The sequence below is a fragment of the bacterium genome (assembly GCA_035308905.1).
Taxonomy (GTDB): domain Bacteria; phylum Sysuimicrobiota; class Sysuimicrobiia; order Sysuimicrobiales; family Segetimicrobiaceae; genus DASSJF01.
In genome coordinates this window covers 91,760-117,214 of record DATGFS010000011.1, presented here as the reverse complement: position 1 = coordinate 117,214, position 25,455 = coordinate 91,760, and the positions used below count along the sequence as shown (strand labels likewise).

The following is a 25,455-nucleotide window of genomic DNA, read 5'->3' as shown; positions in this document are numbered from 1 at the left end:
GACAACGTGACGATTGAGGGGGCGTTGATCACACCGGTGGCGCTGGAGGAGGGGCAGCGGTTCGCGGTGCGGGAGGGAGGCCGGACGGTCGGCGCCGGCGTCATCGCCAAGATCCTCTCGTAATGGCCGCTGTCGCGGCGGGCGGGACCACAAAGGAGCGGCGAATGGCACAGAAGATCCGGATCAAGCTCAAGGCCTACGATCATAAGGTGCTCGACCAGTCCGCGGAAAAGATCGTGGACACGGTTCGGCGGACCGGTGCGCGCATCTCCGGGCCTGTGCCGCTCCCGACGGACCGCAACGTGTACTGCGTGATCCGGTCGCCGCACATCGACAAGGAGTCGATGGAGCACTTCGAGCTGCGGACGCACAAGCGCCTGATCGACATCCTCGAGCCGACCCCCAAGACCGTCGACGCGCTGATGCATCTCGATCTGCCGGCCGGCGTCGACATCGAGATCAAGCTGTAGCGCTGAGGAGATAGGGAGCGAATCCGATGCCCGCGATTCTCGGACGGAAACTCGGCATGACCCAGATCTTCGACGCCGCCGGCAACGTCGTGCCGGTGACGGTCGTCGAGGCCGGGCCCTGCGTGGTCGTCGGCCTACGCACGCCGGCGCGCGAAGGCTACGCCGCCGTGCAGCTCGGGTTCGATCCGCTGCCGGAGAAGCCCAGGACGCGGGCGCCGCAGAAGCCGTACCGCGGCATCTTCCTCAAGCGCGGGCTCGCCCCGATGCGGGTGATCCGCGAAGTCCGCCTCGCCGGCGGCGAGACGTTTGAGATCGGCCAGGCCGTCCGCGCGGACGCCTTCAGCGAGGGCGCCCAGGTGGACGTGACCGGCGTCAGCAAGGGCAAGGGATTTTCCGGCGCGATGAAGCGCCACAACTTCGGCGGCCAGCGGGCGACGCACGGCGTCAGCCTCATGCACCGCGCGATCGGCAGCATCGGCTCGAGCAACATCGCCCGGGTCTGGAAGGGCAAGCGCATGCCCGGCCGGCTCGGCGGCGAGCGCTCCACGGTCAAGGGCCTCAGGGTCGTGTCGGTCGACACGGAGCGCAACGTCCTCCTGATCCACGGCGCGCTTCCCGGACCTCGCGGCGGCGTGGTACTCGTCCGCAGCGCGAAGGGCGGGAAGAAGGTGCGCGCGGCGGCCCCGGCCGCGGCGAAGGACGCGAAGGGAGCCAAAGCATGACCAGGGCGCCCGTATACGATCGGGACGGCAAGACGGCCGGCGAAGTGGATCTGGCCGAGGCGATCTTCGGCGTGACGCCGCACACCGCGGTGCTGCATGAGGCCGTGCTGTGGCAGCTGGCCGGCCGGCACCGCGGCACGCACTCGACGCTGACGCGCGGCATGGTCTCGCGCAGCACGCGCAAGCTGTACCGGCAGAAGGGCACCGGCCGCGCCCGGCACGGCGCGCGCGGGGCGCCGGTCTTTGTCGGCGGCGGCATCGTCTTCGGGCCGCAGCCGCGGAGTTACAAGTACGCGCTGAACAAGAAGGTGCGGCGCCTGGCGCTGCGGTCGGCGCTCTCGGCGCGGGCGGCGGAGGGGCGGATCGCGGTGCTCGACCGCCTCGACCTCGACGCGCCGAAGACCAAGACCGTCGCCGCGGCGCTGCGCGCGGCGGGGCTCGGGGTCAAGGGCTCGGACGTCCGCTCGGTACTGCTGGTCACCGCCTCACCGAACGAGATGGTCGAGCGCTCGGCGGCCAACCTCGGCGGCGTGCGCGTCGCCGCCGCGTCCGCGCTCAACGTGCACGCGATTCTCGCCGCGGACCGGATCGTGTTCACCCGCGACGCGCTGGAGCGCCTGGTGGAGGGACTCGGGGCATGAGTCCGTCCCGCAGCGCGGGACTCGACCCGCGCAACGTCATCCGGCGGCCGATCGTCACCGAGAAGAGCATGCGCGGCACGACGATCAACAAGTACACGTTCGAGATCGACGGCGCGTCCACGAAGCCGGTGATCCGCGACGCGGTGCAGCGGCTGTTCAGCGTCCGCGTCACGAAGGTCAACGTCATCCGGATTCCGGGCCGCGCGCGCCGGCGCGGGCAGCACCACTACCGCGAGGCCGGCTACCGCAAGGCGATCGTCACGCTCGCCGACGGCGACAAGATCGATCTCGAGAAACTGACCTAGAGGGGCGGAGGACGCATGGGGATCAAAAAATTCAAGCCCATCACGCCCGGACGCCGGTTCATGACGGTGGTGACGTTCGAGGACATCACGCGGACGTCGCCCGAGCGCTCGCTCGTCGAGCCGCTGCTGAACCATGCCGGCCGCAACGGCCAGGGCCGCGTGACCACGCGCCACCGCGGCGGCGGCCACAAGCGGCGCTACCGTCTCATCGATTTCAAGCGGAACAAGGACGGCGTCACCGCGCGCGTGGCCGAGATCGAGTACGATCCGAACCGGTCCGCCCGGATTGCGCTGCTGCACTACCGGGACGGCGAGAAGCGCTACATCCTGGCGCCGGTAGGGCTCGGGGTCGGCGACGTCGTCGCGTCCGGGTCCGACGTGGAGATCAAGCCGGGGAACTGCCTGCCGCTGCGCGCGATCCCGGTCGGCTCGACCGTGCACAACCTCGAGCTGCACGTGGGCCGCGGCGGCCAGCTGGTGCGCAGCGCCGGCGGCGCGGCGCAGGTCATGGCCAAGGAAGGCGACTACGCCCAGGTGCGGCTGCCGTCCGGCGAGGTGCGGATGCTTCATATCGGCTGCCGGGCGACGATCGGCCAGATCGGCAACCTCGAGCACGAGTCGGTCAGCATCGGCAAAGCCGGCCGGACGCGGTGGATGCGGCGCCGGCCGCACGTCCGGGGCGTGGTGATGGATCCCAGCAGCCATCCGCACGGCGGCGGCGAGGGGAAGTCGCCGATCGGGATGCCCGGGCCGGTGACGCCGTGGGGCAAGCCCACGCTCGGCTACAAGACCCGCAAGACGAAGCCGAGCGACAAGTTTATCGTGAAGCGGAGGAAATAGATGGGCCGGTCGATCAAGAAGGGGCCCTTTGTCGACAAGCACCTGCAGCAGAAGGTCGACGCGCTGAACCGCACGCGCGAGCGGCGGGTGATCCGGACGTGGTCGCGGCGGTCGACGATCCTGCCGGACATGGTCGGACACACGATCGCCGTCTACGACGGCCGCAAGCACGTGCCGGTGTACCTGACCGAGAACATGGTCGGGCACAAGCTCGGCGAGTTCGCCATGACGCGGACGTTCAAGAGCCACGGCGTGCGCGTCGAGAAGGCGACGTCCGTGCGGCCGATGGGGCCGGGGACCCCGGCCGCACCGGCCGCGGGCGGTACGCCGGCGCCGTCGGCGTGAGGGGGGAACCGTAGTGGAAGCCAAGGCGATTGCGCGACACGTCCGGATCGCGCCGCGTAAGGTGCGGACGGTGACGGAGCTCATCAAAGGCAAGGCCGTGGACGAGGCGCTCGCAGTGCTGAAGTTCACGCCGAACCGCGCGGCCAAAGTCGTGGCCAAGGTCGTGGCGTCGGCCGCGGCCAACGCGGAGCACAACCTCGAGCTCGCGCGCGACGCCCTCCGCGTCCGGCGCGCCTATGTGGACAGCGGGCCCAGCCAGCGGCGGATGCACGCCCGCGCGCGCGGCCGGGCCGACGTGATCAAGAAGCGCAGCAGCCACATCACCGTAATCGTGGCCGACGAGTAGCCCTAAAGGACTAGCCGGCGGAATGCGCCGGCAGCGGAGGCGCCAACGTGGGGCAGAAGATCCACCCAATCGGTCTGAGGCTCGGGATCATCAAAGACTGGGAGTCGAAGTGGTATGCCGAAAAGAACTTCCCCGAGCTGATCGAGGAGGACCAGAAGCTGCGCGGTGCCATCAAGAAGAAGATGGGCCGCGCGGGGATCTCGCGGATCGAGATCGAGCGCGCGGCGAACCGCGTCCGCATCACGATCCATTCGGCGCGGCCCGGCATCATCATCGGCCGCGGCGGCACGGGGATCGACGCGCTGAAGAAAGAGCTCGAGGCGCTGACCGGCAAGGCGATCCAGCTGAACGTCCAGGAGATCCGGCGCGCCGAACTCGAGGCCGCGCTGGTCGCCCAGAACGTGGCCAGCCAGCTCGAGCGGCGCATCGCGTACCGGCGGGCGATGAAGCAGGCGGTGGCCCGCAGCCTGCGCAGCGGCGCGAAGGGCATCCGCATCTCCTGCAGCGGGCGGCTCGCCGGCGCGGAGATCGCGCGGTACGAGTGGTACCGCGAGGGCCGGGTGCCGCTGCAGACGCTGCGCGCGGACATCGACTTCGGCGTGGCCGAGGCCCTCACGACGTTCGGCCGCATCGGCGTGAAGGTCTGGATCTATCGCGGCGACGTGCTGCCGGAGCGGCGGCGCGTGCCGGCCGAAGGCGGAGCCCGCGGCCGGGCGTCGGACACCCTGGTGCTGCCGTCGCGGCAGCCGCGGGTGGTCGTGCAGCAGCGGCGGCCGGAAGGCGACCCCGACGTCGCGGGGCGTGCCGGCGGCGCGGACGTGCCGGCCGACCAGCGGCCGGCAACCATGTCATCGAAGCCCGTCAGCGAGTAGAGCGAGGGAGACCGTAGACGCATGTTGATGCCCAAGCGGGTCAAATACCGTAAGGCGCACCGGGGCCGGATGCGCGGGGAAGCCCACACCGGCGCCGCGGTGACGTTCGGAGAGTTCGGGCTCCAGGCGCAGGACCGCGCGTGGATCACAAGCCAGCAGATCGAGGCGGCGCGCCGCGCGATCACGCGGTTCATCAAGCGGGGCGGCAAGCTGTGGATCCGCGTGTTTCCGGACCACCCGGTGACCAAGAAGCCGGCGGAGACCCGCATGGGGAGCGGCAAGGGCAACCCCGAGCTGTGGGTCGCGGTCGTGAAGCCGGGCCGGGTGCTCTTCGAGCTCGGCGGGGTCAGCGAACAGGTGGCCCGCGAGGCGATGTCCCTCGCCGGCCACAAGCTGCCGATCCCGACGCGCTTCGTGCAGCGGGACGAGGTCGGCGAGATCGCCGGGGCGGGGGGGCAGGCGTAATGGCGGAATCGATGCGGGATCTCGGCGAGGCGGATCTCCAGAAGCGCCTGGCCGACGCCCGGCAGGAGCTGTTCACGCTGCGGCTGCAGCGGACGTCCGGCAAGCTGCTGAATCCGGCGAAGATCGTCGAGATGCGCCGGACGGTGGCGCGCGTGCTGACTGAATTGCGGGCGCGCGACCTGATCGAGGCCGCGGCCCCTGTCGAGGCCAGGCCGCGCGGAGGCCGCCGATGAACGAGATGACGGGACCGGCCGAGAAGCGCGGCATCCGGAAGACCCGGACCGGCCGCGTCGTGAGCGACAAGATGCAGAAGACGGTCGTCGTCGAGATCTCGCGGCGCGGTCAGCACCCCGTCTACAAGAAGATCGTGCGGCACAGCGCGCGGTACAAGGCCCACGACGAGCGCGGGGAAGCGCACGTCGGCGACACGGTCCTGATCGCGGAGACGCGGCCGATCAGCAAGGACAAGCGCTGGCGCGTTGTCCGGGTGGTGGAGAAGGCGCGATGATCCAGAACTATACGCGGCTCCGGGTCGCGGACAACACCGGGGCGCGCGAGATCATGTGCATCCGCGTCTACGGGGGGTCGCGGCGCCGCTACGCCGCGATCGGCGACGTCATCGTGGCGACGGTCAAGCAGGCCATTCCGAACAGCGCCGTCAAGAAGGGCGAGGTCGTGAAGGCCGTGGTGGTGCGGACCGTGAAGCCCACGCGCCGGCCCGACGGGTCGCAGATACGGTTCGACGACAACGCCGCGGTACTGATCACGGACCAGAACAACCCGCGCGGTACCCGCATCTTCGGGCCGGTGGCGCGGGAGCTGCGCGAACGGCAGTTCATGAAGATCATCTCGCTCGCGCCGGAGGTGCTGTGATGGCGGCGACGCACGTGCACGTTCGCCGCGGCGACACGGTCGAGGTGATCACCGGCAAGTACCGCGGCAAGCGCGGGAAGGTGCTGCGGGTCCTCCCCGACACGGGCCGGATCATCGTCGAAGCCGTGATGGTCGCGAAGCGGCACACCAAGCCCAACGAGAAGATGCCGTCCGGCGGCATCGTCGAGAAAGAGCTGGCGTTTCCCGCCGGCAAGGCGATGCTGGTGTGTCCGCGGTGCGGGCGCGCGGTCCGGTTCGGACACCGCGTGCTCGACGACGGCGGCAAGGTCCGGGTCTGCCGCCACTGCGGGGAGGTCATCGACAAGTAACCATGGCGCGGTTGCGTGAACGCTACAAGGCCGACGTCGTGCCGGCGCTGCGGAAGCGCTTCGGCTACAAGACGGTCATGCAGGTCCCGAAGGTCGAGAAGGTCGTCATCAACATGCGCGTCGCCGACGCGCTTCAGGATCAGCGGCACCTCGACAAGGCCGTCGAGGAGCTGACGACGATCAGCGGCCAGCGGCCCGTGATCGCGCGGGCCCGGACGTCGATCGCGGCCTTCAAGCTGCGGACCGGCAACCCCATCGGGTGCAAGGTGACGCTGCGCGGCGAGCGGATGTACGAGTTCCTCGACAAGCTGTTCAACATCAGCCTGCCGCGGATCAAGGACTTCAAGGGCATTCCGTCGCGGTCGTTCGACGGCCGCGGCAGCATGAACATCGGGATCAAGGAGCAGCTCATCTTTCCGGAGATCGAGTACGACAAAGTGGACAAGATTCGCGGCATGGACATCGCGATCGTGACGACGGCGGGGACCGACGAGGAGGCGCGCGAGCTCCTGCGGGCGCTCGGGCTGCCGTTCCGCGAGGCCGCGGCGTCCGGCGACGGGGCAGGCGCGGCCGCGCCCGCCGGGAGGGCCTAAGGGATGCCGAAGAAAGCGCTGCTGTTGAAGTGGCGGAAGCCGGCCAAGTTCAAGGTCCGGCGGTACAGCCGGTGCCGGCTGTGCGGCCGTCCGCGCGCGGTCTTCCGCAAGTTTGGCCTGTGCCGGATCTGCCTGCGCACCCTCGCGCACAAGGGCGAGATTCCCGGCGTGGTCAAAGCCAGCTGGTGAGGTGACGGGAGTGGGCGTAATTACCGATCCGATCGCGGATATGCTGACGCGCATCCGCAACGCGATGACCGCGCGGCACGACCACGTGCTGCTGCCGCCGTCGCGCATGAAGCTGGAGATCGCGAAGATCCTCAAGAACGAGGGGTTCATCGCGGACTTCGAGCTCGACAAGAAGGCCCCGCACCAGCTGCGCCTGTCGCTGCGGTACGGCGAGCGCAAGACGGGCGTCATCACGGGGCTCCGGCGCATCAGCCGGCCGGGCCTGCGCATCTACCGGGGCCGCACGGAGATCCCGCGGGTGCGCGGCGGGCTCGGCGTGGCGATTCTTTCGACTTCGCGCGGGGTCATGACCGACCGCGACGCCCGGCGGGCCGGGGTCGGCGGCGAGATCCTGTGCTTCATCTGGTGAGGAGCGGCGCATGTCACGCGTAGGCAGATTGCCGATTCCGATTCCGGGCGGCGTGGACGTGGCGGTCCAGGACCGCACCGTGCGCGTCAAGGGCCCCAAGGGGTCGCTCGAGCGGACGGTTCATCCCGACATCACGGTGGCGGTCGCGGACGGCCGGATCACGGTCTCCCGGCCGACGGACGGACGTTTCCACCGGGCGCTCCACGGTCTGACGCGCGCGCTCGTCGCCAACATGGTCCGGGGCGTCACGCAGGGCTACGCGGTGCAGCTGGAGATTCAGGGCGTCGGCTACCGCGCGCAGAAGCAGGGCCAGAAGCTCGCGATCCAGCTCGGCTTCTCGCACCCGGTGGAGATCGACCCGCCGTCCGGTATCACCCTGGAGGCGCCGCAGCCGAACCGGATCATCGTGTCCGGCATCGACAAGGAGCTGGTCGGCCAAATCGCGGCCGGGATCCGCTCGCTGCGCGAGCCCGACCCGTATAAGGGCAAGGGCGTCCGCTACCTCGGCGAGCACGTCCGGCGCAAGGCCGGGAAGGCCGGCAAGGCCGCGGCCGGGGCCGGCGGGGCCAAGGCGTAAGGGGTGGGGGCAGAGCGATGATCAAGCGCAAGAGCCGGAACGAGTCGCGCCAGCGCCGCCATCTCCGCATCCGGCGCGTGGTGCGGGGAACGTCCGAGCGGCCGCGGCTGTCGGTATTCCGCAGCGTGGCGCACATCTACGCGCAGGTGGTCGACGACCGGGACGGGCGCACGCTCGCCGCGGCCTCGAGCCTCGATCCCGAGGTCCGTGAGGGAGCCGCCGGCGCGAAGAAGGGCGGGAAGAAGACCGAGGCCGGCAAGCTTGTCGGCCGGCTGGTTGCGCGCCGCGCCAAGGAGCACGGCGTGAGCCGGGTCGTCTTCGACCGCGGCGGGTATCTCTACCACGGCCGCGTGAAAGCCGTGGCCGATGGCGCCCGCGAGGGCGGGTTGGAGTTCTAAGGGAGGGACGGCATGCCGCGGTTCAAGGGCAAGGGTAGGGGCAAGAAGCCCCGCAAAGTCGAGGCGCCGCCGGCGCAGAAGCCGGCGGATCTGGAGTATTTGCATCGCCGGGTCAAGGCCGACGACGTCAACCTGACGACGGAGAAGGCGATCTGGATCAACCGGGTCGCCAAGGTCACGAAGGGCGCGAAGCGCTTCAACTTCAGCGCGCTCGTGGTCGTGGGCGATGAGCACGGGCACGTCGGGATCGGCCTCGGCAAAGCCGGCGAGGTCCCGGACGCGATCCGCAAGGGCACGGAAGAGGCGCGCAAGAGCCTCATGGGCGTCTCGCTCTCCGGCACGACGATTCCGCACGAGATCCTGTCGGTTTACGGCGCCGCGAAGGTCTTGCTGAAGCCGGCCGCGCCCGGAACCGGCGTCATCGCCGGCGGGCCGGTGCGCGCCGTGCTGGAGGCCGCGGGCGTCCGCGACATCCTGACGAAGTCGCTCGGCAGCAACAACCCGATCAACCAGGCGCGCGCCACCCTGAAGGGGCTGCTCGACATCCGGCTGCCCGCCGAGGTCGCGCGCATGCGGCGCAAGACGGTGGAGGATCTGCTGGGACGGAGGGCGGCACAGTGGCAGAGCGTGTGACCGTCGCCACGCCCTCCCTGGGCACCGCGGAAACGGCCCGGGTCCGCGTGACGCTGCGCCGCAGTCTCATCGGCTGCCCGCGGGATCAGCGGCGGACGGCCTATGCGCTCGGACTGCGCCGCATCGGCGCGAGCCGCGTGCACGCGCAGACCGCGTCGTTCTCCGGCGCGGTCCGCAAGATTCAGCATCTGGTCACGGTGGAAGAGGTGGAGCATGGTCGGGCTGGGTGATCTCCGGCCGGCCCACGGAGCCCGCCGCCGGCGCCGTCGCGTCGGCCGGGGGCACTCGTCGGGCCACGGCAATACCGCGGGCCGCGGGCACAAGGGCCAGAAGGCCCGCACCGGCGGGCAGCGCCGTCCGGGATTCGAGGGCGGCCAGCTGCCGCTCATCAAGCGTGTTCCCTACAAGCGCGGCGTCCGCGGCGCCGGCAGCAATCACGTCGGCGGGGGGCCGCGCGAGCGCATGGACGTCGTCAACGTCGGCCGGCTGGCGTCGTTCGCCGCCGGGACCGAGGTAACGCCCGACGCCCTGCGGGCGGCGCGGCTGATCCAAGGGGGCCAGGTGAAGATCCTGGGCGGCGGCGGCGACGCGCTCGCCCACGCCCTCGTCGTGAAGGCGCACGCGTTCAGCAAGAGCGCCAAAGAGCGGATCGAGGCAGCCGGCGGCCGCGTCGAGGTGATCGGGGCGTGATTCCCGGGCTCGCGAACATCATCCGTATCCCGGATCTCCGCCGGAAGTTCCTCTTCACGGTGGGGATGCTGGCGCTGTTCCGGCTCGGGTCGCACATCCCCGTGCCGGGCGTGGACGTTCTGCGCCTGCAGACCTTGTTCCAGCAGGGCCAGGCCGGCAACGTCTTCGGGTTCATCGATCTGTTCGTCGGCGGCGCGTTCTCGCGGTTCGCCCTATTCGCGCTCGGCGTGTTTCCGTACATCACGGCGTCGATCATCTTCAGCCTGCTCGAGGTGGTGTTCCCGACGCTCAAGGAGATCCACCGCGAGGAGGGCGAGGCCGGCCGGCGCAAGATCGGCCAGTGGACGCTCTACCTCGCGGTGCTGCTGGCGGTCGTGCAGGGCACCGGTCAGATGCTGCTGATCCGGAACCTCGGGGCCATCAACGATCCGCGGCCGCTCATGCTCGGCGAGATCGTCATGACGCTGGTCGCCGGGACGATGCTGCTGACCTGGATGGGCTCGATCATGACCGAGTACGGCATCGGCAACGGCGTGTCGCTCATCATTTTCGCCGGCATCACCGCGCGGCTGCCCAACCAGCTCTCCCAGACGATCGGCCTGGTCAACGTCGGCGAGGCCTCGGTGTTCCGCGCGATCGCCGACATCGCCGTCATCCTGATCAGCATCGTCGCGGTGGTCCTGGTGACGCAGGCGGCCCGCAAGATTCCGATCCAGTACGCGAAGCGGATCGTGGGGCGCCGGATGGTCGGCGGCCAGACCACCTACCTGCCGGTCCGCATCGCGTCGGCCGGCGTCATCCCGATCATCTTCGCGATCTCCGTGATGCAGTTTCCCTCGACGATCGCGCAGTTCTCGCGCCTCCCGTGGCTGCAGCGGCTGGGCAACTACTTGTCGCTCAACAGCTCGACCGGGGCCCTGCTCTACTTCGTGCTGATCATCGCGTTCACGTACTTTTACACCGCGGTGAGCTTCGATCCCGAGGACGTGTCGGACAACATCAAAAAGTACGGCGGCTTCATCCCGGGCATCCGGCCGGGCCGGCCGACCACGGACTATCTGATCCGAATCCTCGAGAAGCTGACCTTCGTCGGGGCGCTGTTCCTGGGGCTGATCGCGGTCGGCCCGATCTTCCTGGCCCGGTTCACGGGGCAGCTGACGCTGTACCTGACCGGCACCTCGCTGCTGATCGTCGTCGGCGTGGCGCTCGAGACGATGAAGCAGATCGAAGCGTACGTGCTGATGCGCCACTACGAAGGGTTCATGAAATAGCATGCCGATGAACCTCGTGTTCATGGGCCCGCCGGGCGCGGGCAAGGGCACGCAGGCGGAGCTGTTCCACAAGCGCCACGGCATCCCGCACATCTCCACCGGGGACATGTTCCGGGCCGCGGTGCGGGCCGACACCGAGATGGGGCGGCGCGCCGGGGAGTACATGCGGGAGGGCGATCTCGTGCCCGACGCGATCGTACAGCAGCTGGTCGAGGAGCGCCTGCTGCGGCCCGACTGCGACGCGGGGTTCATCCTCGACGGCTATCCCCGCACGCTGGCCCAGGCGGACGGGCTCGACGAGTTCCTGGCGAAGTGGGGCCGCGAGCTCCACGGGGTCATCTTTTTCGAGATCCCCGAGGAGGTCGTGATCCGGCGCATCACCGGCCGGCGGATCTGCCCGAAGTGCGGCGCCAACTATCACGTCGAGTACAAACCGCCGCGGGAGCCCGTGCGGTGCGATCTGGACGGGACGGAGCTGATTCAGCGGCGCGACGACGCGCCGGAGACGGTGAAGCGCCGTCTCGAGGTGTTCCGGCGGTGGACCGCGCCGCTCGTGGACCACTACCGGAATCGCGGCGTCTTCCTCGCCGTCAACGCCCAGGGGACTGCGGAAGAGGTCTACGAGCGCATTCAGGAGTTCGTCGCGGCGCGGGCCGGCCGCGGCGTGTGACGATGGCCGATTCGATTTCGGTCAAGTCCGCCGGCGAGATCGCCGTGATGCGCCGCGCCGCGCAGATCGCGGCGCTCGCGCTGCGGGACGTGTGCGCCGCGGTCCGGCCGGGTGTGACCACGCGCGAGCTGGATCGCGTCGCCGAAGACCGCATCCGCGCGCTCGGCGCGGTGCCGTCGTTTCTCGGGTACCGGGGCTATCCGGCGAGCGTGTGCGTTTCCGTGAACGACGAGGTCGTCCACGGGATCCCCGGCCGCCGGGCCCTGCGGGACGGCGAGATCGTGAGCCTCGACCTCGGCGCCGAGGTCGACGGGTTCCACGGCGATACCGCGGTCACGGTGCCCGTCGGAGAGATCGACGAGCCGCGGCGGCGCCTGCTCGCGGTGACGGCCGAGGCCCTCGAGGAGGGGATCAAGGCGGTGCGGGCGGGGGCGCGGCTCGGCGACGTCGGCGCGGCGATCCAGCGTCACGCCGAGCGGGCCGGGTTCTCGGTCGTCCGCGATTTCGCGGGCCACGGGGTCGGCCGGCGGCTGCACGAGGAACCGCAGGTGCCGAACTTCGGCCGGCGCGGGACGGGGCTCGTGCTGCGGACCGGCATGACGCTGGCGATCGAGCCGATGGTCAACATCGGCGGACCGGACGTGGTGATGGAGCGGGACGGGTGGACGGTGCGGACGGCCGACGGCCGTCCCTCCGCGCACTTCGAGCACACGGTGGCGGTGACGGAGACGGGCGCCGACGTGCTGACTAGACTTCCCGCGGAAGCGTCGGTATAATAAACAATTGTTCGTCAACGGGGTAGGGGATGGCCAAGAAGGACGTCATTGAGGTCGAAGGGACCATCGTCGAAGTGCTCCCCAACGCCATGTTCCGGGTGGAACTGGCGTCCGGACACAAGATTCTGGCCCACATCTCCGGCAAGATGCGGATCCATTTCATCCGGATCCTGCCCGGCGACCGCGTGAAGGTGGAGCTCTCGCCGTACGACCCGACCCGGGGACGGATCACCTATCGATTCCGTTAACCCCTAGCGGGGACTAGCCGGCGGGATGCGCCGGCGTCTGGAGTGTGTCATGAAGGTACGGGCATCGGTCAGACGGATGTGCGAGAAGTGCAAGGTGATCAAGCGCGGCAACCGCGTGATGGTCATCTGCGAGAACCCGAAGCACAAGCAGAAGCAGGGCTAGGCAGAGGAGGCATCGGATGGCGCGGATCGCGGGCGTGGACCTGCCGCGTGAGAAGCGGGTCGAAGTCGGCCTGACGTACATCTACGGGATCGGCCGCAGCCGCGCCCGGGAGATCCTCGGTATCACCGGGGTGAATCCCGACACGCGCGTGCGCGCGCTCACGGACGAGGAAGTCACCCGCCTGCGCGAGGTGATCGACCGCAACTACAAAGTGGAAGGCGACCTGCGGCGCGATGTGGCGATGGATATCCGGCGCCTCGTTGAGATCGGCTGCTACCGCGGCCAGCGGCACCGCAAGGGGCTGCCGGTGCGCGGCCAGCGCACGCGGACGAACGCCCGGACCCGCAAGGGCAAGAAGAAGACCGTCGGCGCCCGCAAGGCCAAGACCGAGACCGCCGCGGCGCCGGCCGCCGGCTAAGGGAGGCAACGAGACCGGATGACCACACCGACCCGCGGCAAGCGCAAGGAACGCAAGAACGTTCCGGCGGGCATCGCCCACATTCAATCGACGTTCAACAATACGGTCGTGTCGATCTGCGACCTGCAGGGCAACGTGCTGGCGTGGGCGAGCGCGGGCACCTCGGGGTTCAAGGGTTCCCGCAAGGGCACGCCGTTCGCCGCCGGGCTGGCCGCCGAGAACGCCGCCCGCAAGGCGATGGAGCACGGCGTCCGGTCGGTTGAGGTCTTCGTGAAAGGCCCCGGATCCGGCCGGGAGGCCGCGATCCGCTCGCTGCAGGCGGCGGGCCTGGAAGTCAGCCTCATCAAGGATGTGACTCCGATTCCCCACAACGGATGCCGGCCGCCGAAGCGGCGGCGGGTGTAGAGGAGAACGTATGGGACGGTACCATGGACCGGTCTGCCGGCTGTGCCGGCGGGAGGGCATGAAGCTCTACCTCAAGGGCGAGAAGTGCTACACCGACAAGTGTCCGGTGGCCAAGGACACCACCCCGCCCGGCATGCACGCGCCGAGCCGGCGCAAGCCCTCGGATTTCGCGATCCGGCTGCGCGAGAAGCAGCGGCTGCGCCGCTTCTACGGCGTCTACGAGACTCAGTTCAAGCACTATTTCGAAATGGCGTCGCACGCGACGGGCGTCACCGGCACCCGCCTGCTGCAAATTCTGGAGTCCCGGCTTGACAACGTCGTGTACCGGCTCGGCCTCGCGTCGAGCCGCAAGGCGGCGCGGCAGCTCGTCGCGCACGGGCACATCACGGTGAACGGCAGGCGCGTCACGGTGCCGGCGTTCCTCGTGAAGCCGGGACAGAGCGTCGGGGTGGACCAGCGGAGCCGGGCGCTGCCGCACTTTGCCTCCCTCGCCGGCCAGGCGCCGGGCCGAGGCACGCCGGGCTGGCTCGAATATCAGCCGGACGGGCTGACCGGCCGGGTGCTGACGCTGCCGGCCCGGGACGACATCGACGTGCCCGTGCATGAGCAGCTGATCGTCGAATACTACTCGAGATAACATCGAAGTAAGGGGTAGCCACGAATGTCTGAGGACCAGACGGCAACATCGATCCGCGCCATTCCCGGAATGTCCGGCGTGTCCTTTGGGACGGGCCTGCCCGGAGGGACCGACGTGCTCGGCGGTTCGAGCGGAAAGAGGGGGTTGACGGGCGTGTGGGACATGAACAAGCCCAAGGTCGAGTACGCGGAGCTCTCTGACACATACGGCAAGTTTGTCGTAGAGCCGCTCGATCGCGGTTTTGGGGTGACCCTCGGCAACGCCCTGCGGCGTGTGCTCCTCGCCGCGATCCCGGGCGCGGCCGTGACGTCCGTCAAGATCGAGAACGTCCTGCACGAGTTCTCGACAGTGCCGGGCGTGGTCGAAGACGTGACGCAATTGATCCTGAACCTCAAGGAGCTCACTTTCAAGCTGCACAGCGACAAGCCGAAGCTGCTGCGGCTCGACGTCAAGAACAAGAAGGAAGTCACGGCCGGGGACCTGCAGCCGGACGCGGAGGTCGAGATCTTGAACCCCGATCTCCACCTCGCCACGCTCGACGGCAAGAACGCGCACCTCGTAATGGAGCTCGTCGTGGAGCGCGGCAAGGGCTACGTGCCGGCGGAGCGCCACCGCAAGAGCGAGCACGTCATCGGCGTGATCCCGGTCGACTCGATCTTCTCCCCGATCCAGAAGGTCAACTACGCCGTCGAGGATACCCGCGTCGGGCACGCCACCGACTACGACCGGCTCGTGCTGGAGGTCTGGACCGACGGCAGCATCCGTCCGGAGGAGGCGCTCCAGGAGTCGGCCCGGCAGCTGATCGAGAACTTCCGGCTGTTCGCCGGCACCGCCGCGGGTCCGGAAGTCGCTGCGGGCGCGCCGGCCGACGAAACGAACAAAGTCGCGACGATGCCGATCGAGGAGCTGGATCTTTCGGTGCGGCCGTACAACTGCCTCAAGCGCGCCGGCATCAACACGGTCGGCGACCTGCTGCAGCGGACCGAGGACGAGATCGTCAACGTCAAGAACTTCGGCCGCAAGTCGCTCGACGAGGTCAAGGAGAAGCTCGCCGGCCTCGGCTTCGAACTGCGGCGGAGGGGAGCCTGACGTGTTCGGCCAGACCGGCCGCCGTCTCGGCCGCGACACCGCCGCCCGGCTGTCGTTGTTTCGCGGGCTCGTGTCCTCGCTGATCGAGCACGACCGGATCCGGACGACGACCCACAAGGCCAAAGAGGCCAAGAAGGTCGCCGACCGGATGATCGACCTCGCGCTGCGGAACGACGTCCAGGCCCGCCGCCAGGCGGCGCGCCTGCTGACCGATCCCGCGGTGGTGCGCCGGCTCTTTGGCACGGTGGCCCCGCGGTACCAGAAGGGTCGCGGAGGCTATACCCGGATCGTGCGTCTCGGCCGGCGGCGCGGCGACGCCGCGGAGATGGCGCTGCTCGAATTGATCCAGTAACTCCCGTGCCGGGGGCGCCCGGGGGATCCCAAGCGCTGATCCAGGTCCGCGGCTTGGCGCACACGTACCACGCCGGGACCCCCGAGGCCGTACCCGCGCTGCTCGGCGTGGACCTCGACGTGTGGGCCGGCGAGTGCGTGGCGGTCGTCGGCGGGAACGGTTCCGGCAAGAGCACCCTCGCAAAGCATCTCAACGCCCTTCTCCTGCCCACCGAGGGGCACGTCCTGGTCGACGGCTTCGACACGGCCGATCCGGACGCGGTGTGGGAAATCCGCCGCCGCGTCGGCATGATCTTCGAGCACCCCGACGACCAGCTCGTCGCCGCGGTGGTCGAGGAAGACGTCGCCTTCGGCCCCGAGAACCTGGGCCTGCCGCCCGCGGAGATCCGCGCCCGCGTCGATGCGGCGCTGCACGTGGTCGGGCTCCAGGCGCTCCGGCGCCGCGCGCCGCATCTCTTGTCCGGCGGCCAGAAGCAGCGGGTGGCGATCGCCGGCGTGCTGGCGATGGCGCCAAAGTGCCTCGTGCTCGACGAGGCGACGTCGATGCTCGACCCTGAAGGGCAGCGCGAGGTAATGGAGGTGGCGCTGCGGCTGTGCCGAGGCGACGGACTCGCGCTCGTGCTCATCACCCATGCGATGGAGGAAGCCGCGCTCGCCGATCGGGTCGTCGTGCTCGCGGAGGGACGCGTGGCCCTCGAAGGCCCGCCGGCGGATGTCTTCGCGAACGAGGACGCGCTGCGCGGCCTCCGGCTCGAGCCGCCGGAGATCGTGCGCCTCAGGCATGCCCTCGCGCGCGGCGGCGTGCCGCTCGACGCCGGCGTGCTGACGGTGGATCAGCTCGTCGCGTCTCTCACCGCGCTGGCCGGACGCGGACCGTGAGCTCGAAGACCACGATTCTCGACACGCGCGCCCCCGGCGCCGCGTCAGCGGCCTCCGTCGTGATCCGCTGCGACCGGCTCTCGCACGTCTATCAGCGCGGCACGCCGTTCGAGACCGCCGCGGTCGACGACGTCTCGCTGGAGATCCGCGCGGGCGAGGCGGTCGGCATCATCGGCGCGACCGGGTCCGGCAAGTCCACGCTCGTCCAGCACTTCAACGCGCTGCTGCGGCCGACGCAAGGCCGGGTCTACCTCGACGACGTCGATATTCACGCCAGGGAGGTCGACCGCCGCCGCGTGCGGCAGCAGATCGCGCTCCTGTTCCAGTATCCTGAGCACCAGCTGTTCGAAGAGACCGTCGCGGCCGACGTCGCGTTCGGCCCCCGCAACCTTGGCCTCGGCGAGGATGAGATCCACCGGCGCGTTGAACAGGCGCTGCGCCAGGTCGGGCTGGACCCGGCGCGCTTCGGCCCGCGCTCACCGTTCACGCTCAGCAACGGCGAGATGCGCCGGACCGCGATCGCGGGCCTGCTGGCGATGCAGCCGCGGATGCTGATCCTCGACGAGCCGACGGCGGGGCTCGACCCCGCGGGCCGCCGGGAGATCCTCGGGCACGTCGCGCGGCTGCGCCGCGAGGCCGGTCTTACGCTGGTGCTGATCACGCACAGCATGGACGCGGTGGCGGCCCTGTGCGATCGGGTGGTGGTCCTCGACCACGGCCGCCTCGTCGACGACGGGCCCGTGCGGACGGTGTTCTCCGACGCCCCCAAACTCGCGTCCCTTGGACTCGACGTGCCCCAGGCATCGCGGTGCGTCCACCGGCTGCGGGAGGCGGGCTGGGCCGTGCGCCGCGACGTGTTGACGGTCGACGAGGCGTGCGCCGCCATTCTCGAGGCGCTGCGGCGGCGGGGCGGGCTCGGAGCGGCCGGAGGTCCCGCCTCAGACGGGGCCGCGGGCACCTGACCGATGGATCTGCTGCGCAACTTCGCGTTCGGGCAGTACGTGCCGGTGGAGTCGGCGATCCACCGGCTGGATCCCCGCACGAAGATTCTGGCGACGCTCGTGCTGGCGGTCGTCGTGTTCGTGGCGCACACGTTCGCGGATCTCCTCGCGTACGCGGCGCTGCTGGCGGTGATCGTGCTCGCCTCGCGCATCCCGCCGGGCTACGTGCTGCGCGGGCTGCGGCCGGTGTTCTGGCTGCTCGCGATTACGGTGGTGCTTCAGATCGTCTTCGGGCCCCCGGGCGGCCACCCCGTGTTCCACCGCGGCCCCATCACGATCACGCGGGAGAACCTGTCGATTGGGTTCTTCTACGGCGCGCGCCTCGCGCTGCTGATCGTCGCCACGTCGCTTATGACGTTTACCACCTCGCCCGTCGAACTCACCGACGGCCTGGAGCGCCTCTTGCGGCCGTTCCGCCGGATCGGGGTGCCGGCCCACGAGCTCGCGCTCATGATGACGATTGCCCTCCGGTTCATCCCGACGTTGATCGAGGAGACGGACAAGATCATGAAAGCGCAGATGGCGCGGGGGGCGGAGTTCAACCAGGGCAGCATCGTGCGCCGGGCCCGCGCGCTGGTCCCGCTGCTGGTCCCGCTGTTCATCGGAGCCTTTCGGCGCGCGGAAGCGCTCGCGCTGGCAATGGAGGCGCGCGGCTATCGCGGGGGGGACGGCCGGACCCGGATGACCGAACTGGTGCTCCGGCCGCGCGACTATGCCGCGTTCGCGGTCCTCGTGGCGGTGGCCGGGCTGCTCGCCGTGCCGCACCCGCCGCTTGGGCTGCCGTGGACGCACGGCCGGCCGGCCGCGGCGCCGCACGCGCCCGCGCGCCCGCTCGTTCCCCCGGCCCCGCACAAGCGGTAGCGGCCCCTCGGGCGGTGCGGACGGTCAAGCTGATCGTCGAGTACGACGGCGCCGGGTTCTGCGGCTGGCAGCGGCAGCGCGGATCCGCCGCGGAGGGCGCCCCGTCCGTGCAGGCGACGCTCGAGCGGGCCGTCGCGGAGATCGCGGGCGAAACGGTGCCCGTGATCGGCGCGGGCCGCACCGACGCCGGCGTGCATGCCCTCGGGCAGGTGGCGAGTCTTGTGACGTCGAGCCGCATCCCCGCATCACGGTTCCCCGCGGCCCTCAACGCGCATCTGCCGCCGGACGTGCGTGTCGTCGCGGCCGAAGACGCGCCGGACGGGTTCCACGCGCGGTATGACGCGACCGCGCGCACCTATCAGTACGAAATCCTCAACCGGCCAGGACCGCCGGCGCTGCTGCGCGGGCTGGTCCATCACGTGCCCGAGCCGCTCGACGTCGCCGTGATGCGGCGGGCGGTCGCGGCGCTGGCCGGCCGTCATGATTTTGTCGCCTACCGCGGCGCCGGCTCCGATACCCGGACGACGATCTGCTTGGTCCGCGCGGTCGCGGTCGAGCCGGCGGACGGAGCCGCGCTGTTCCCGCCTCCGCGCGTGCGGATCGTCATCACGGCGGACCGATTCTTACGGCATATGGTCCGCATGATCACGGGAACGCTGATCCGCGTCGGGCTCGGCCGGCTTCCGGAGCAAGCGGTGGGAGAATTCCTCGCCGACCCGGACAACCGGCGGACCGGCCCGACGGCGCCGCCGCACGGCCTCTACCTCGTCCGGGTCGACTACTGACCCCGCCGGTCAGCGCACCGGCGGCCTCTGTGCAGGCGTCATCGCGATGGGTTGATTGGACGCCCAAAGTGGTGGCCGCCGGCAGCGGAATGTGATAGTGTTAATGCGTAGTACCGATACAGCGTCCGTATCATGGAACCGGGGGTGACCTGGATGACGCTGTTCGAGATTCCGTCCGATATCCAGCAGATGATGAACTGGGGCCTGCGCGGGATCCAAGCGCTGGCGGAGGCCGTGGCCGCGGTATTCGCGGAGTTCTGGGCAGCCGTCGCCCGCCCCGTCGGGGATACCGCCGTCAGGACGCTTCCTGTTTTGTCCAAAAGTGAGCAAGACACCCTCATTACGTTCGTCGTCGTGGTTGTCGCCGCGGTGGCCGCCCTCCTGGTTGTCGGGACACTGCGGCTCGTCGCGCCGTCGGGCCACGGCCCGACGAGCCGTCTCCGGCAACGACATCGGTAGCCCAGGCGAGAGGCCCGTCCCTTACGGCACCGACGACGCGCTCAAGTTCGGCACCAAGTTTTGGGCCTGGGGGCTCCCGATGCCGGTTACGAAATCATATGCGGATCCGGCGCACACGTTATTGCCGTTGCAACCTGTCTTAATGTCGTTGTAATTGCTGCCGGCGTATCCTACAAGGTAGAGAGGGTAGGGCGATTGGGACCCGCCCGGCAGGCAGCTGCCGTTTGCCGTGCCGCAGCCACGCAACTGGTCTACGAGGGCGAATAGTGCGGCCCACTGGGGCGATCCGGCGCTGGTCCCCCCGACGGCAAACCAACCCTTCTGGCCGTTATATGCCGTCGAATCATACACAGAGTACCCCGGAGTGATGTCGGCGTAGTACGCAACGTCCGGGATGCCTCGAGAGCCTCGGGTTTGCCAGCTCGACTGATAGCCGGGTTCACCCTCATACGGGCTCGCCCCGCCGCCCGAGGAATAGCTGTAGCCTAGGTACGCGTCGTTCCATACACATTCGGACGCGGAACAGGCTGCATTCGTGAACATGGTACCGCCCACCCCCGCGACATTCGGCGAGGCGGCGGGCCAGGTCGGAGATCCGGAATCGCCGGAAGATGCGACGAACATCATGTTCTGGGCGCTGAAATAGGAATCATAGGCCGTCTCCGATGAGAACTCGCCTGCCCCCCAGCTCATCGAGACGACGCGGACCGCCGCGTTGCTCGTGGCGGCCGTGACCGCGCTCAAGAGGTTCGAGAGGCTGTTGCTCTGCGCTTCCACCAGCAGGATGTCGGCTCCCGGCGCGATCGCGTGCGCCCACTCGACATCGAGTGAAACCTCGAGCGCCCAGTTGCCGTTCGTTCTTGGTTTGCCCTGCGCATAGACTTTCTGAAAGCAGGGAGGATTCGACCCTGTGCCCACCTGACAATTGCTCGTTTTCATCGCCGGGAGCCCAAACTTGCTGATGAACGTCTGGAGGTCGCCTGCGATCGTCGGATCATCGTACGCGTCAATGATCGCGATCACTTGGCCGGCGCCGTTGGTTGTCGCGGGCAGCGACGAAAACCCGTAAATGCCTCGAATTTGTGACGGCGAATAGCCGGTCGGCGCGCCCGTGGCGGAGCCGCGCACGTGGATGGGCGGACGTGCCGGACGATCTCGGAGTCCCTCGAGCGTTTGGGCCCGCGCACCAATCGGTATCATCAAGGAAATGGCGAGCAGAGCCAGTACGACGCGCCTCATGTTTCTCCCCCTCCGTCAGTGGCGGTAGGACTGCCTACACTGCGGTCCCTACTGCTCCAACCTCATCGACGACGTCGCCGTGACCAGCAGCGAACCGGGATAGTTGACGGTCCCAAGAAACGGAATGGTTCCCGTGATCGGCATCAGCGTCTGGACCTGGTAGGCCACGCGCACAGTGACGACGCCGTCCCCGTTCCCGCCGCTGTCCGCTGTATACGTGACAGCCACACACGACGTGTTACCCGAGGGCACCGAGATGGTGTTGCCCGAGAACGTGCATGCCGTCGTCGTTTGTACGGCGAGGAATTGCGCGCTCTGCTGGACTTGTTGCTCGATCAACGACGTGGGATCGGTGCCTGTGGGGCACGTCGTCCCCAGGCCGGCCGAATTCGTGGGGACGCATGAAACCGCCGCGAACCGCGCCCCCTCGCGTGCCGCGTTTGTGATGAGCAGCCACGACCCGAATAGCCGGCCGACCTCGAAGATGAGAAAGACCAAGACCAGCAACAACGGCATGAGCAGCACGAGCTCGACCGTAGACTGGCCTCGCTGATTCCTCATTCTGAGTTTCACCTCTTACTGCCCCATCGTCCGATACACCATCCAGGCCCCGAACGCATTTCGGGTTGCGAGATAGCCGAACCACAGCGTGGCCGCCGTGAGCGCCAGCAGGACCAGCCATCGCTGCTTAGGTGTCGCCCGCCACCAGCGGGGCTGCCCGTCAGTCCCGACCAAGGCGACGGTGACGATGAGAACAGCCGCGCCGCCCTTCAACAGGACCATCGCCGGGCCGAGGCCCCACGTCCTCACAACCCACCAGCCGAGAATGCCCACCTCGCGTCCCTGGAACCGCGTGATTGCGACCCAGGTCGTGACCGCGTCGAGCGAATTAGCCACGAGCGCCGCGGTCAACATCACGCGTAGCGGCGCGCCCCACTGCACGTGCGCCTTGATCCCGCCTGCCTTCCCGGTGCTCCGGCGTTCCCGTCGACGATCCTACTGAACGAGGATGATGGTCTCCACTCCGGTATCCACGCCATTGGGATTGCCTGCCACGCACGTATCGCATATCCATTGGACGAACCGTCCCAGGATAAACGGGCTGTTTCCACTGAGCGTCGCGCCATTGTTCATCGCGGGACAGTCGAGTTCGAAGTTGGCAAATGCGACGATGTCCACCGACTGACTTGATCCGTTCACTGCCGTGAAAGCGTTCGGGTTGATGAGCGGCAAGGCGATCACCCACGTCTTCCCAGACGTCGGTCCCGGATACGGGTTGGCATAATTTTGACAAATGTACCCAATGCCGCCCTTGATGCCCGTGCCAAAGGTGTTATTCCCCTGAGGGGTGGTACCCAATGTCACACCTGTTTGTGGTGAGACGATGGAACAAGCATTCCATCCTCCGTTGGGGTAATTCAGGCCCGTAGGAGCCGGCGTCGTACAATAGGGCGGCGGCGGCGTGCTCGTTGAGGACGTGTTGCCACTCCCATTGCCGAGCACGCAGGCGAAGACTGCCGCTCCGGTGCTCTGGGTGCCGCACGCGGTAGTATTGACCATCTGTAGTGTGCCGCTGTTTCCTGATCCCCATTGCTGCTGGCCGCCTCCGGAGGTGCCGACGCTTAATTGATAATCCGTGGCACACGCGGCGGGGGCGTTACCGAGTGGTGCCCCGATCAACGGGCATCCGGCAAAACAGCCGGCTTGCCCCGCGGTGGTGCAGCCGTTGTTCTGGGTCCAAAATGTGTTGAACGTGTTGAAGTTCATCCCAAGCGGGTACAAACTGGCGGTCCCGGCAGGAACGATCTCCGCGGCGCATTGCACCCGCACCGTCACTGACGGGGCGGCATAAGCGAGGAAGAACAGCGGCACGGGCAACTGGTAGGAGGCCCAGAGGCGGACGGGGTTGGTGCCGGTGGCGTTGCCGTTCTTATCTTGGGTCTGCGCGGAGAAATTGTTCGCGTTCCACACGATGCTGTTCTCGGTTAGGTCGCGCTGAGCGTACGTCTGCGCCGTCGTAGTCGCCGACCGGGTGGTGCTCTTCAGATCTTGCGCGCCCGCCAGTACGGAGGAGTCGCAGGCGTTCTGCATGGCCCTCCGGTGACGCAGCAAAATCCCGAAGTCGGTCGCCATCCCGACAAAGAGCAGAAGGACGAGAAACGTGCCGACGATGAGGAACACGGACCCGCGCTCATCTCTCGCGAAGCGCCGCCCCCAGCCTGCCGCCGCCCTCTTCATCCTAAATTCCTCCCAACGGTACGCCGCATTCGGACGCTCCTAACCATATTGACCTTAATAGGGTATCAAAAACCTGCCGGCCGGCGTACTACCCGCCGGGTAGGTATTCGGGTAGATTAGGCCCCGGTCAATATGACGTCACGGTGATCCGCTTGCCGTTGACCGCCTGGTCGTAGGCCGTTGACATGTACGTAACCCCGATATCGGGATGGTGGCCGGGGTCCGCGATCATGGTGAGCAGGTTGCCCTGGGCGTCGGACATTTCCATCACGGCGCCCATGTCGTCGTCAACAGTGTACCGCCGAGTGACTACCGGCGGCGCGTAGGACCCGGCGAGTTGCGCCGCGAGAGACCGTGTCGCCAACTGCCATGCGATCGGGTTCTCCCGGGACGTCCCTGCGGACCACGTCAAGTAGATGGCCCCCAGTTGGTCCTGCAGGAAACACAGGACGAGATTGGCTGTGTACGGATAGCCGCCGATCGGCGCGGTAACCCGCGTTGCATATGCCTTCGCCGCCGGCGCGCAGGCGGTCCCGGTGGCGGTTGCGAGCGTCGCATCGGCCGCGAGCGCGTCCGTCGTTGTCATCCCGAGCGAATAGGGCGTCACACCTGTGATCGTCCCTTTCGGCGCTGCCTGCGCTCCGACCGGTGCCGGCATGGCAAGGCAGAGGGCCAGAGCGATGCATCCCACCGCACCTTTCATACGACTCCCCCTTTACTTACAACGAAGGCCTATGATGGATGGCGGTCCCGTGCGGCCATGGTAACCGGGAGGGTAGCTTCGCCGGTCCCCGCCGGGGCCCCTGTTGGCGCGGAGCGTGCCGAGCCGTCAGTCCTGTTCGGTCGCGAGCACCGTCTTCAGGGCCGTCAGCGCGACCTCGAGTTGCCGATCATCGGGGTCTTGCGTGGTCAGGTGCTGCAGCCACAATCCGAGGGCGGTGACCACACCGAGGGTTCGGAACCGCAGCGCCAATCGCAGGAGTTCGAAACTCGCGGCGGCAACGACCGGGAGCAGCAGGATGCGTTCGGCGAGCCGGACCAAGAGTGAGGGGTGTCCGAGCGCCGCAAACATCGCGACTGCCACCAACAGTACAACGAGCAAAAAGCTTGTGCCGCAACGCGGGTGGAACCGGCTCATTCGCCTGGCCGAATCGACGTCGAGCTGCAGACCGGCTTCGTACGCGTGGATGGCCTTATGTTCGGCGCCATGATATTGGAGGACACGCTGAATGGCCGGAATGCGTCCGACGAGCGCGAGGAATGCGAGCACAAGAGCAATGCGGATGGCGCCCTCCAACAAATTCTCACCCAGGGGCGATGCCGCCGACCCGGCGAGGACGCGCACGAGAATCGTCGGGAGGAGAAAAAACAGCGCAATGGAGATCGTGAGGCTGCGCACGAGAATCAGGCGGATCTTCCCCGCGGACGGCGCGGTGTGATCCGCATGCGCCGCCCCGGCCGACCTCATCAACGCCCACGTTCCGATCAGCAAGCCGTCGATGAGCGCAACCGCCCCCCGCACGAAGGGCGCCCTCAGCCATTTGCAGGTCAGGAGCGGCGATGAGACCTGCCGTGTTGCCACTTCGCAGTGCCCCTGTGGCGCACGGATCGCGACCGCGACGAACCGAGGGGAGCGCACCATCACGCCTTCGATGACCGCCTGCCCTCCCAGCGTGAGAGACGCGGGATCAGTCAATCTGGGCTGGCGCGTGGCGTTGTGACCTACTCGTCTTTCTTGACCGCAAGGCGAAACATAACTTCTTCGAAGCCGCCGACCCAGAAGCACCACAGCCGGGAACACGCGTAAGGCGAGAGGCCGGCGAGAAACGAAAAGATGCCGCCGAGCCCTACGCCGAGGTAATACTGCGCGGGAGATAGCGCAGCCCTCTTCAGATACGTTTGGGCAAACCAGGTCAGGCGAACTTCCTTCAACTCGAACTCGACTCCCTGGTAGCCCCCCTTGAATCGGGGCTGAAAGTAGAGGGGAAAAGACACATCGAATCCCCGCTGATGTTCCGGATGGCTAAAGCCCCTGGAGAAGTGCGGGGTGCGGATGACGACCAGGCCGCCATTTTTCGTGATTCGGTGAAGTTCTCGCATCACTGGGAATGGATCACGCAGGTGCTCCAGGACGTGGTCGGCTTCTACCAGGTCGAACTCGTTGTCGGGAATCGGGTAAGGAAATTCCTGGAGGTCGTGGATGATATCCGCGCCCACGTCCGGGCGAATATCGAGGTTCACGTACCCGTCCTTTCTGAATTCCCCGCA

At 68.2% G+C, this 25,455-nt stretch carries 42 protein-coding genes and 2 pseudogenes; 37 read left to right on the top strand and 7 right to left on the bottom strand.

Annotated features, from left to right (window positions below; translation table 11 throughout):
* From tuf to VKT83_04045, 37 genes and pseudogenes are all read left to right on the top strand, one after another.
* A partial coding sequence (gene tuf / locus VKT83_04225) for an elongation factor Tu (GenBank protein ID HLY21654.1) occupies positions 1-123 on the top strand: 123 nt, incomplete at its 5' end.
* Positions 124-164: 41 nt separating this feature from the next.
* Positions 165-470 (top strand): 30S ribosomal protein S10, encoded by a 306-nt coding sequence (rpsJ, locus tag VKT83_04220; GenBank protein HLY21653.1) that lies wholly within the window; start codon positions 165-167, stop codon positions 468-470.
* Between the two features lie 26 nt (positions 471-496).
* The gene (rplC, locus tag VKT83_04215) at positions 497-1,192 is read left to right on the top strand and encodes a 50S ribosomal protein L3 (GenBank protein HLY21652.1); all 696 of its coding nucleotides are present in this window, start codon (positions 497-499) and stop codon (positions 1,190-1,192) included.
* Complete coding sequence (gene rplD, locus VKT83_04210; protein HLY21651.1) at positions 1,189-1,833, top strand: 50S ribosomal protein L4; 645 nt, start codon at positions 1,189-1,191, stop codon at positions 1,831-1,833. Before rplC ends, rplD begins: the two co-directional genes overlap by 4 nt.
* Positions 1,830-2,138, top strand: coding sequence for a 50S ribosomal protein L23 (gene rplW / locus VKT83_04205; protein HLY21650.1), 309 nt, complete (start codon positions 1,830-1,832; stop codon positions 2,136-2,138). Before rplD ends, rplW begins: the two co-directional genes overlap by 4 nt.
* Before the next feature lie 15 nt (positions 2,139-2,153).
* Positions 2,154-2,978 carry a 50S ribosomal protein L2 gene (gene rplB / locus VKT83_04200; protein HLY21649.1) on the top strand — a complete coding sequence of 275 codons (825 nt, stop codon included), beginning with the start codon at positions 2,154-2,156 and terminating at the stop codon, positions 2,976-2,978.
* Positions 2,979-3,260: pseudogene (gene rpsS / locus VKT83_04195) on the top strand (30S ribosomal protein S19).
* A 76-nt stretch (positions 3,261-3,336) separates the two neighbouring features.
* Positions 3,337-3,669: a 50S ribosomal protein L22 gene (gene rplV, locus VKT83_04190; GenBank protein HLY21648.1), complete on the top strand. Its 333-nt coding sequence runs from the start codon at positions 3,337-3,339 to the stop codon at positions 3,667-3,669.
* Positions 3,670-3,716: 47 nt separating this feature from the next.
* Positions 3,717-4,352, top strand: a pseudogene (gene rpsC / locus VKT83_04185) (30S ribosomal protein S3).
* A 210-nt stretch (positions 4,353-4,562) separates the two neighbouring features.
* On the top strand, positions 4,563-5,006 hold the full coding sequence (gene rplP / locus VKT83_04180; protein ID HLY21647.1) for a 50S ribosomal protein L16: 444 nt from the start codon (positions 4,563-4,565) through the stop codon (positions 5,004-5,006).
* Entirely contained in the window at positions 5,006-5,239 is a 234-nt protein-coding gene (gene rpmC, locus VKT83_04175; GenBank protein HLY21646.1) for a 50S ribosomal protein L29, read from the top strand. The genes rplP and rpmC overlap by 1 nt, the downstream gene beginning before the upstream one ends.
* Positions 5,236-5,514, top strand: a complete 279-nt coding sequence (gene rpsQ / locus VKT83_04170; GenBank protein HLY21645.1) for a 30S ribosomal protein S17 — start codon at positions 5,236-5,238, stop codon at positions 5,512-5,514. Before rpmC ends, rpsQ begins: the two co-directional genes overlap by 4 nt.
* On the top strand, positions 5,511-5,879 hold the full coding sequence (gene rplN, locus VKT83_04165; protein ID HLY21644.1) for a 50S ribosomal protein L14: 369 nt from the start codon (positions 5,511-5,513) through the stop codon (positions 5,877-5,879). Before rpsQ ends, rplN begins: the two co-directional genes overlap by 4 nt.
* Complete coding sequence (gene rplX, locus VKT83_04160) at positions 5,879-6,208, top strand: 50S ribosomal protein L24 (GenBank protein ID HLY21643.1); 330 nt, start codon at positions 5,879-5,881, stop codon at positions 6,206-6,208. Before rplN ends, rplX begins: the two co-directional genes overlap by 1 nt.
* A 2-nt stretch (positions 6,209-6,210) precedes the next feature.
* Positions 6,211-6,801, top strand: a complete 591-nt coding sequence (gene rplE / locus VKT83_04155; GenBank protein HLY21642.1) for a 50S ribosomal protein L5 — start codon at positions 6,211-6,213, stop codon at positions 6,799-6,801.
* Positions 6,802-6,804: 3 nt separating this feature from the next.
* Positions 6,805-6,990, top strand: a complete 186-nt coding sequence (locus VKT83_04150) for a type Z 30S ribosomal protein S14 (protein HLY21641.1) — start codon at positions 6,805-6,807, stop codon at positions 6,988-6,990.
* A gap of 10 nt (positions 6,991-7,000) precedes the next feature.
* On the top strand, positions 7,001-7,399 hold the full coding sequence (gene rpsH, locus VKT83_04145; GenBank protein HLY21640.1) for a 30S ribosomal protein S8: 399 nt from the start codon (positions 7,001-7,003) through the stop codon (positions 7,397-7,399).
* A 10-nt stretch (positions 7,400-7,409) separates the two neighbouring features.
* Positions 7,410-7,976 carry a 50S ribosomal protein L6 gene (rplF, locus tag VKT83_04140; GenBank protein HLY21639.1) on the top strand — a complete coding sequence of 189 codons (567 nt, stop codon included), beginning with the start codon at positions 7,410-7,412 and terminating at the stop codon, positions 7,974-7,976.
* A gap of 17 nt (positions 7,977-7,993) precedes the next feature.
* The gene (rplR, locus tag VKT83_04135; protein ID HLY21638.1) at positions 7,994-8,374 is read left to right on the top strand and encodes a 50S ribosomal protein L18; all 381 of its coding nucleotides are present in this window, start codon (positions 7,994-7,996) and stop codon (positions 8,372-8,374) included.
* Positions 8,375-8,386: 12 nt separating this feature from the next.
* Positions 8,387-9,007, top strand: coding sequence for a 30S ribosomal protein S5 (rpsE, locus tag VKT83_04130; protein HLY21637.1), 621 nt, complete (start codon positions 8,387-8,389; stop codon positions 9,005-9,007).
* Positions 8,992-9,237, top strand: coding sequence for a 50S ribosomal protein L30 (gene rpmD / locus VKT83_04125; protein ID HLY21636.1), 246 nt, complete (start codon positions 8,992-8,994; stop codon positions 9,235-9,237). The genes rpsE and rpmD overlap by 16 nt, the downstream gene beginning before the upstream one ends.
* Positions 9,221-9,697 carry a 50S ribosomal protein L15 gene (rplO, locus tag VKT83_04120; protein HLY21635.1) on the top strand — a complete coding sequence of 159 codons (477 nt, stop codon included), beginning with the start codon at positions 9,221-9,223 and terminating at the stop codon, positions 9,695-9,697. Before rpmD ends, rplO begins: the two co-directional genes overlap by 17 nt.
* Positions 9,694-10,968 (top strand): preprotein translocase subunit SecY, encoded by a 1,275-nt coding sequence (gene secY / locus VKT83_04115; protein HLY21634.1) that lies wholly within the window; start codon positions 9,694-9,696, stop codon positions 10,966-10,968. Before rplO ends, secY begins: the two co-directional genes overlap by 4 nt.
* Position 10,969: 1 nt before the next feature.
* Positions 10,970-11,638 (top strand): adenylate kinase, encoded by a 669-nt coding sequence (locus VKT83_04110; protein HLY21633.1) that lies wholly within the window; start codon positions 10,970-10,972, stop codon positions 11,636-11,638.
* Between the two features lie 2 nt (positions 11,639-11,640).
* Positions 11,641-12,414 (top strand): type I methionyl aminopeptidase, encoded by a 774-nt coding sequence (map, locus tag VKT83_04105; protein HLY21632.1) that lies wholly within the window; start codon positions 11,641-11,643, stop codon positions 12,412-12,414.
* Between the two features lie 29 nt (positions 12,415-12,443).
* Positions 12,444-12,662 carry a translation initiation factor IF-1 gene (gene infA / locus VKT83_04100; protein HLY21631.1) on the top strand — a complete coding sequence of 73 codons (219 nt, stop codon included), beginning with the start codon at positions 12,444-12,446 and terminating at the stop codon, positions 12,660-12,662.
* Between the two features lie 49 nt (positions 12,663-12,711).
* Positions 12,712-12,825 carry a 50S ribosomal protein L36 gene (gene rpmJ / locus VKT83_04095; protein HLY21630.1) on the top strand — a complete coding sequence of 38 codons (114 nt, stop codon included), beginning with the start codon at positions 12,712-12,714 and terminating at the stop codon, positions 12,823-12,825.
* A 16-nt stretch (positions 12,826-12,841) separates the two neighbouring features.
* The gene (gene rpsM / locus VKT83_04090; protein ID HLY21629.1) at positions 12,842-13,243 is read left to right on the top strand and encodes a 30S ribosomal protein S13; all 402 of its coding nucleotides are present in this window, start codon (positions 12,842-12,844) and stop codon (positions 13,241-13,243) included.
* Positions 13,244-13,261: 18 nt separating this feature from the next.
* Positions 13,262-13,648, top strand: a complete 387-nt coding sequence (gene rpsK, locus VKT83_04085) for a 30S ribosomal protein S11 (GenBank protein HLY21628.1) — start codon at positions 13,262-13,264, stop codon at positions 13,646-13,648.
* Between the two features lie 10 nt (positions 13,649-13,658).
* A complete protein-coding gene (gene rpsD, locus VKT83_04080; GenBank protein ID HLY21627.1) occupies positions 13,659-14,285 on the top strand; it encodes a 30S ribosomal protein S4 in 627 nt (208 codons plus the stop codon).
* A gap of 153 nt (positions 14,286-14,438) precedes the next feature.
* Positions 14,439-15,374, top strand: coding sequence for a DNA-directed RNA polymerase subunit alpha (locus VKT83_04075; protein ID HLY21626.1), 936 nt, complete (start codon positions 14,439-14,441; stop codon positions 15,372-15,374).
* Between the two features lies 1 nt (position 15,375).
* On the top strand, positions 15,376-15,726 hold the full coding sequence (gene rplQ / locus VKT83_04070; protein ID HLY21625.1) for a 50S ribosomal protein L17: 351 nt from the start codon (positions 15,376-15,378) through the stop codon (positions 15,724-15,726).
* A gap of 5 nt (positions 15,727-15,731) precedes the next feature.
* Positions 15,732-16,604: an energy-coupling factor transporter ATPase gene (locus tag VKT83_04065; protein ID HLY21624.1), complete on the top strand. Its 873-nt coding sequence runs from the start codon at positions 15,732-15,734 to the stop codon at positions 16,602-16,604.
* A complete protein-coding gene (locus tag VKT83_04060; protein ID HLY21623.1) occupies positions 16,601-17,566 on the top strand; it encodes an energy-coupling factor transporter ATPase in 966 nt (321 codons plus the stop codon). The genes VKT83_04065 and VKT83_04060 overlap by 4 nt, the downstream gene beginning before the upstream one ends.
* Before the next feature lie 3 nt (positions 17,567-17,569).
* Positions 17,570-18,466 carry an energy-coupling factor transporter transmembrane component T gene (locus tag VKT83_04055; protein HLY21622.1) on the top strand — a complete coding sequence of 299 codons (897 nt, stop codon included), beginning with the start codon at positions 17,570-17,572 and terminating at the stop codon, positions 18,464-18,466.
* Between the two features lie 14 nt (positions 18,467-18,480).
* Positions 18,481-19,251 carry a tRNA pseudouridine(38-40) synthase TruA gene (gene truA / locus VKT83_04050; protein ID HLY21621.1) on the top strand — a complete coding sequence of 257 codons (771 nt, stop codon included), beginning with the start codon at positions 18,481-18,483 and terminating at the stop codon, positions 19,249-19,251.
* 153 nt (positions 19,252-19,404) lie between these two features.
* Positions 19,405-19,710 carry a hypothetical protein gene (locus tag VKT83_04045; GenBank protein HLY21620.1) on the top strand — a complete coding sequence of 102 codons (306 nt, stop codon included), beginning with the start codon at positions 19,405-19,407 and terminating at the stop codon, positions 19,708-19,710.
* Positions 19,711-19,731: 21 nt separating this feature from the next.
* Here VKT83_04045 and VKT83_04040 read toward each other — a convergent pair whose 3' ends face one another.
* The 7 genes from VKT83_04040 to VKT83_04010 all read right to left on the bottom strand — a co-directional run bounded on the left by VKT83_04040 (position 19,732) and on the right by VKT83_04010 (position 25,428).
* Complete coding sequence (locus tag VKT83_04040; GenBank protein ID HLY21619.1) at positions 19,732-20,949, bottom strand: S53 family peptidase; 1,218 nt, start codon at positions 20,947-20,949, stop codon at positions 19,732-19,734.
* 48 nt (positions 20,950-20,997) lie between these two features.
* The gene (locus VKT83_04035; protein ID HLY21618.1) at positions 20,998-21,510 is read right to left on the bottom strand and encodes a TadE/TadG family type IV pilus assembly protein; all 513 of its coding nucleotides are present in this window, start codon (positions 21,508-21,510) and stop codon (positions 20,998-21,000) included.
* Between the two features lie 15 nt (positions 21,511-21,525).
* Complete coding sequence (locus VKT83_04030; GenBank protein ID HLY21617.1) at positions 21,526-21,891, bottom strand: hypothetical protein; 366 nt, start codon at positions 21,889-21,891, stop codon at positions 21,526-21,528.
* A 54-nt stretch (positions 21,892-21,945) separates the two neighbouring features.
* Positions 21,946-23,130: a Tad domain-containing protein gene (locus tag VKT83_04025; GenBank protein ID HLY21616.1), complete on the bottom strand. Its 1,185-nt coding sequence runs from the start codon at positions 23,128-23,130 to the stop codon at positions 21,946-21,948.
* 184 nt (positions 23,131-23,314) lie between these two features.
* A complete protein-coding gene (locus tag VKT83_04020) occupies positions 23,315-23,794 on the bottom strand; it encodes a hypothetical protein (GenBank protein HLY21615.1) in 480 nt (159 codons plus the stop codon).
* 222 nt (positions 23,795-24,016) lie between these two features.
* Positions 24,017-24,976, bottom strand: a complete 960-nt coding sequence (locus VKT83_04015) for a DUF1385 domain-containing protein (protein ID HLY21614.1) — start codon at positions 24,974-24,976, stop codon at positions 24,017-24,019.
* Positions 24,910-25,428 (bottom strand): methyltransferase domain-containing protein, encoded by a 519-nt coding sequence (locus VKT83_04010; GenBank protein HLY21613.1) that lies wholly within the window; start codon positions 25,426-25,428, stop codon positions 24,910-24,912. The genes VKT83_04015 and VKT83_04010 overlap by 67 nt, the downstream gene beginning before the upstream one ends.
* Positions 25,429-25,455 lie beyond the last annotated feature (27 nt).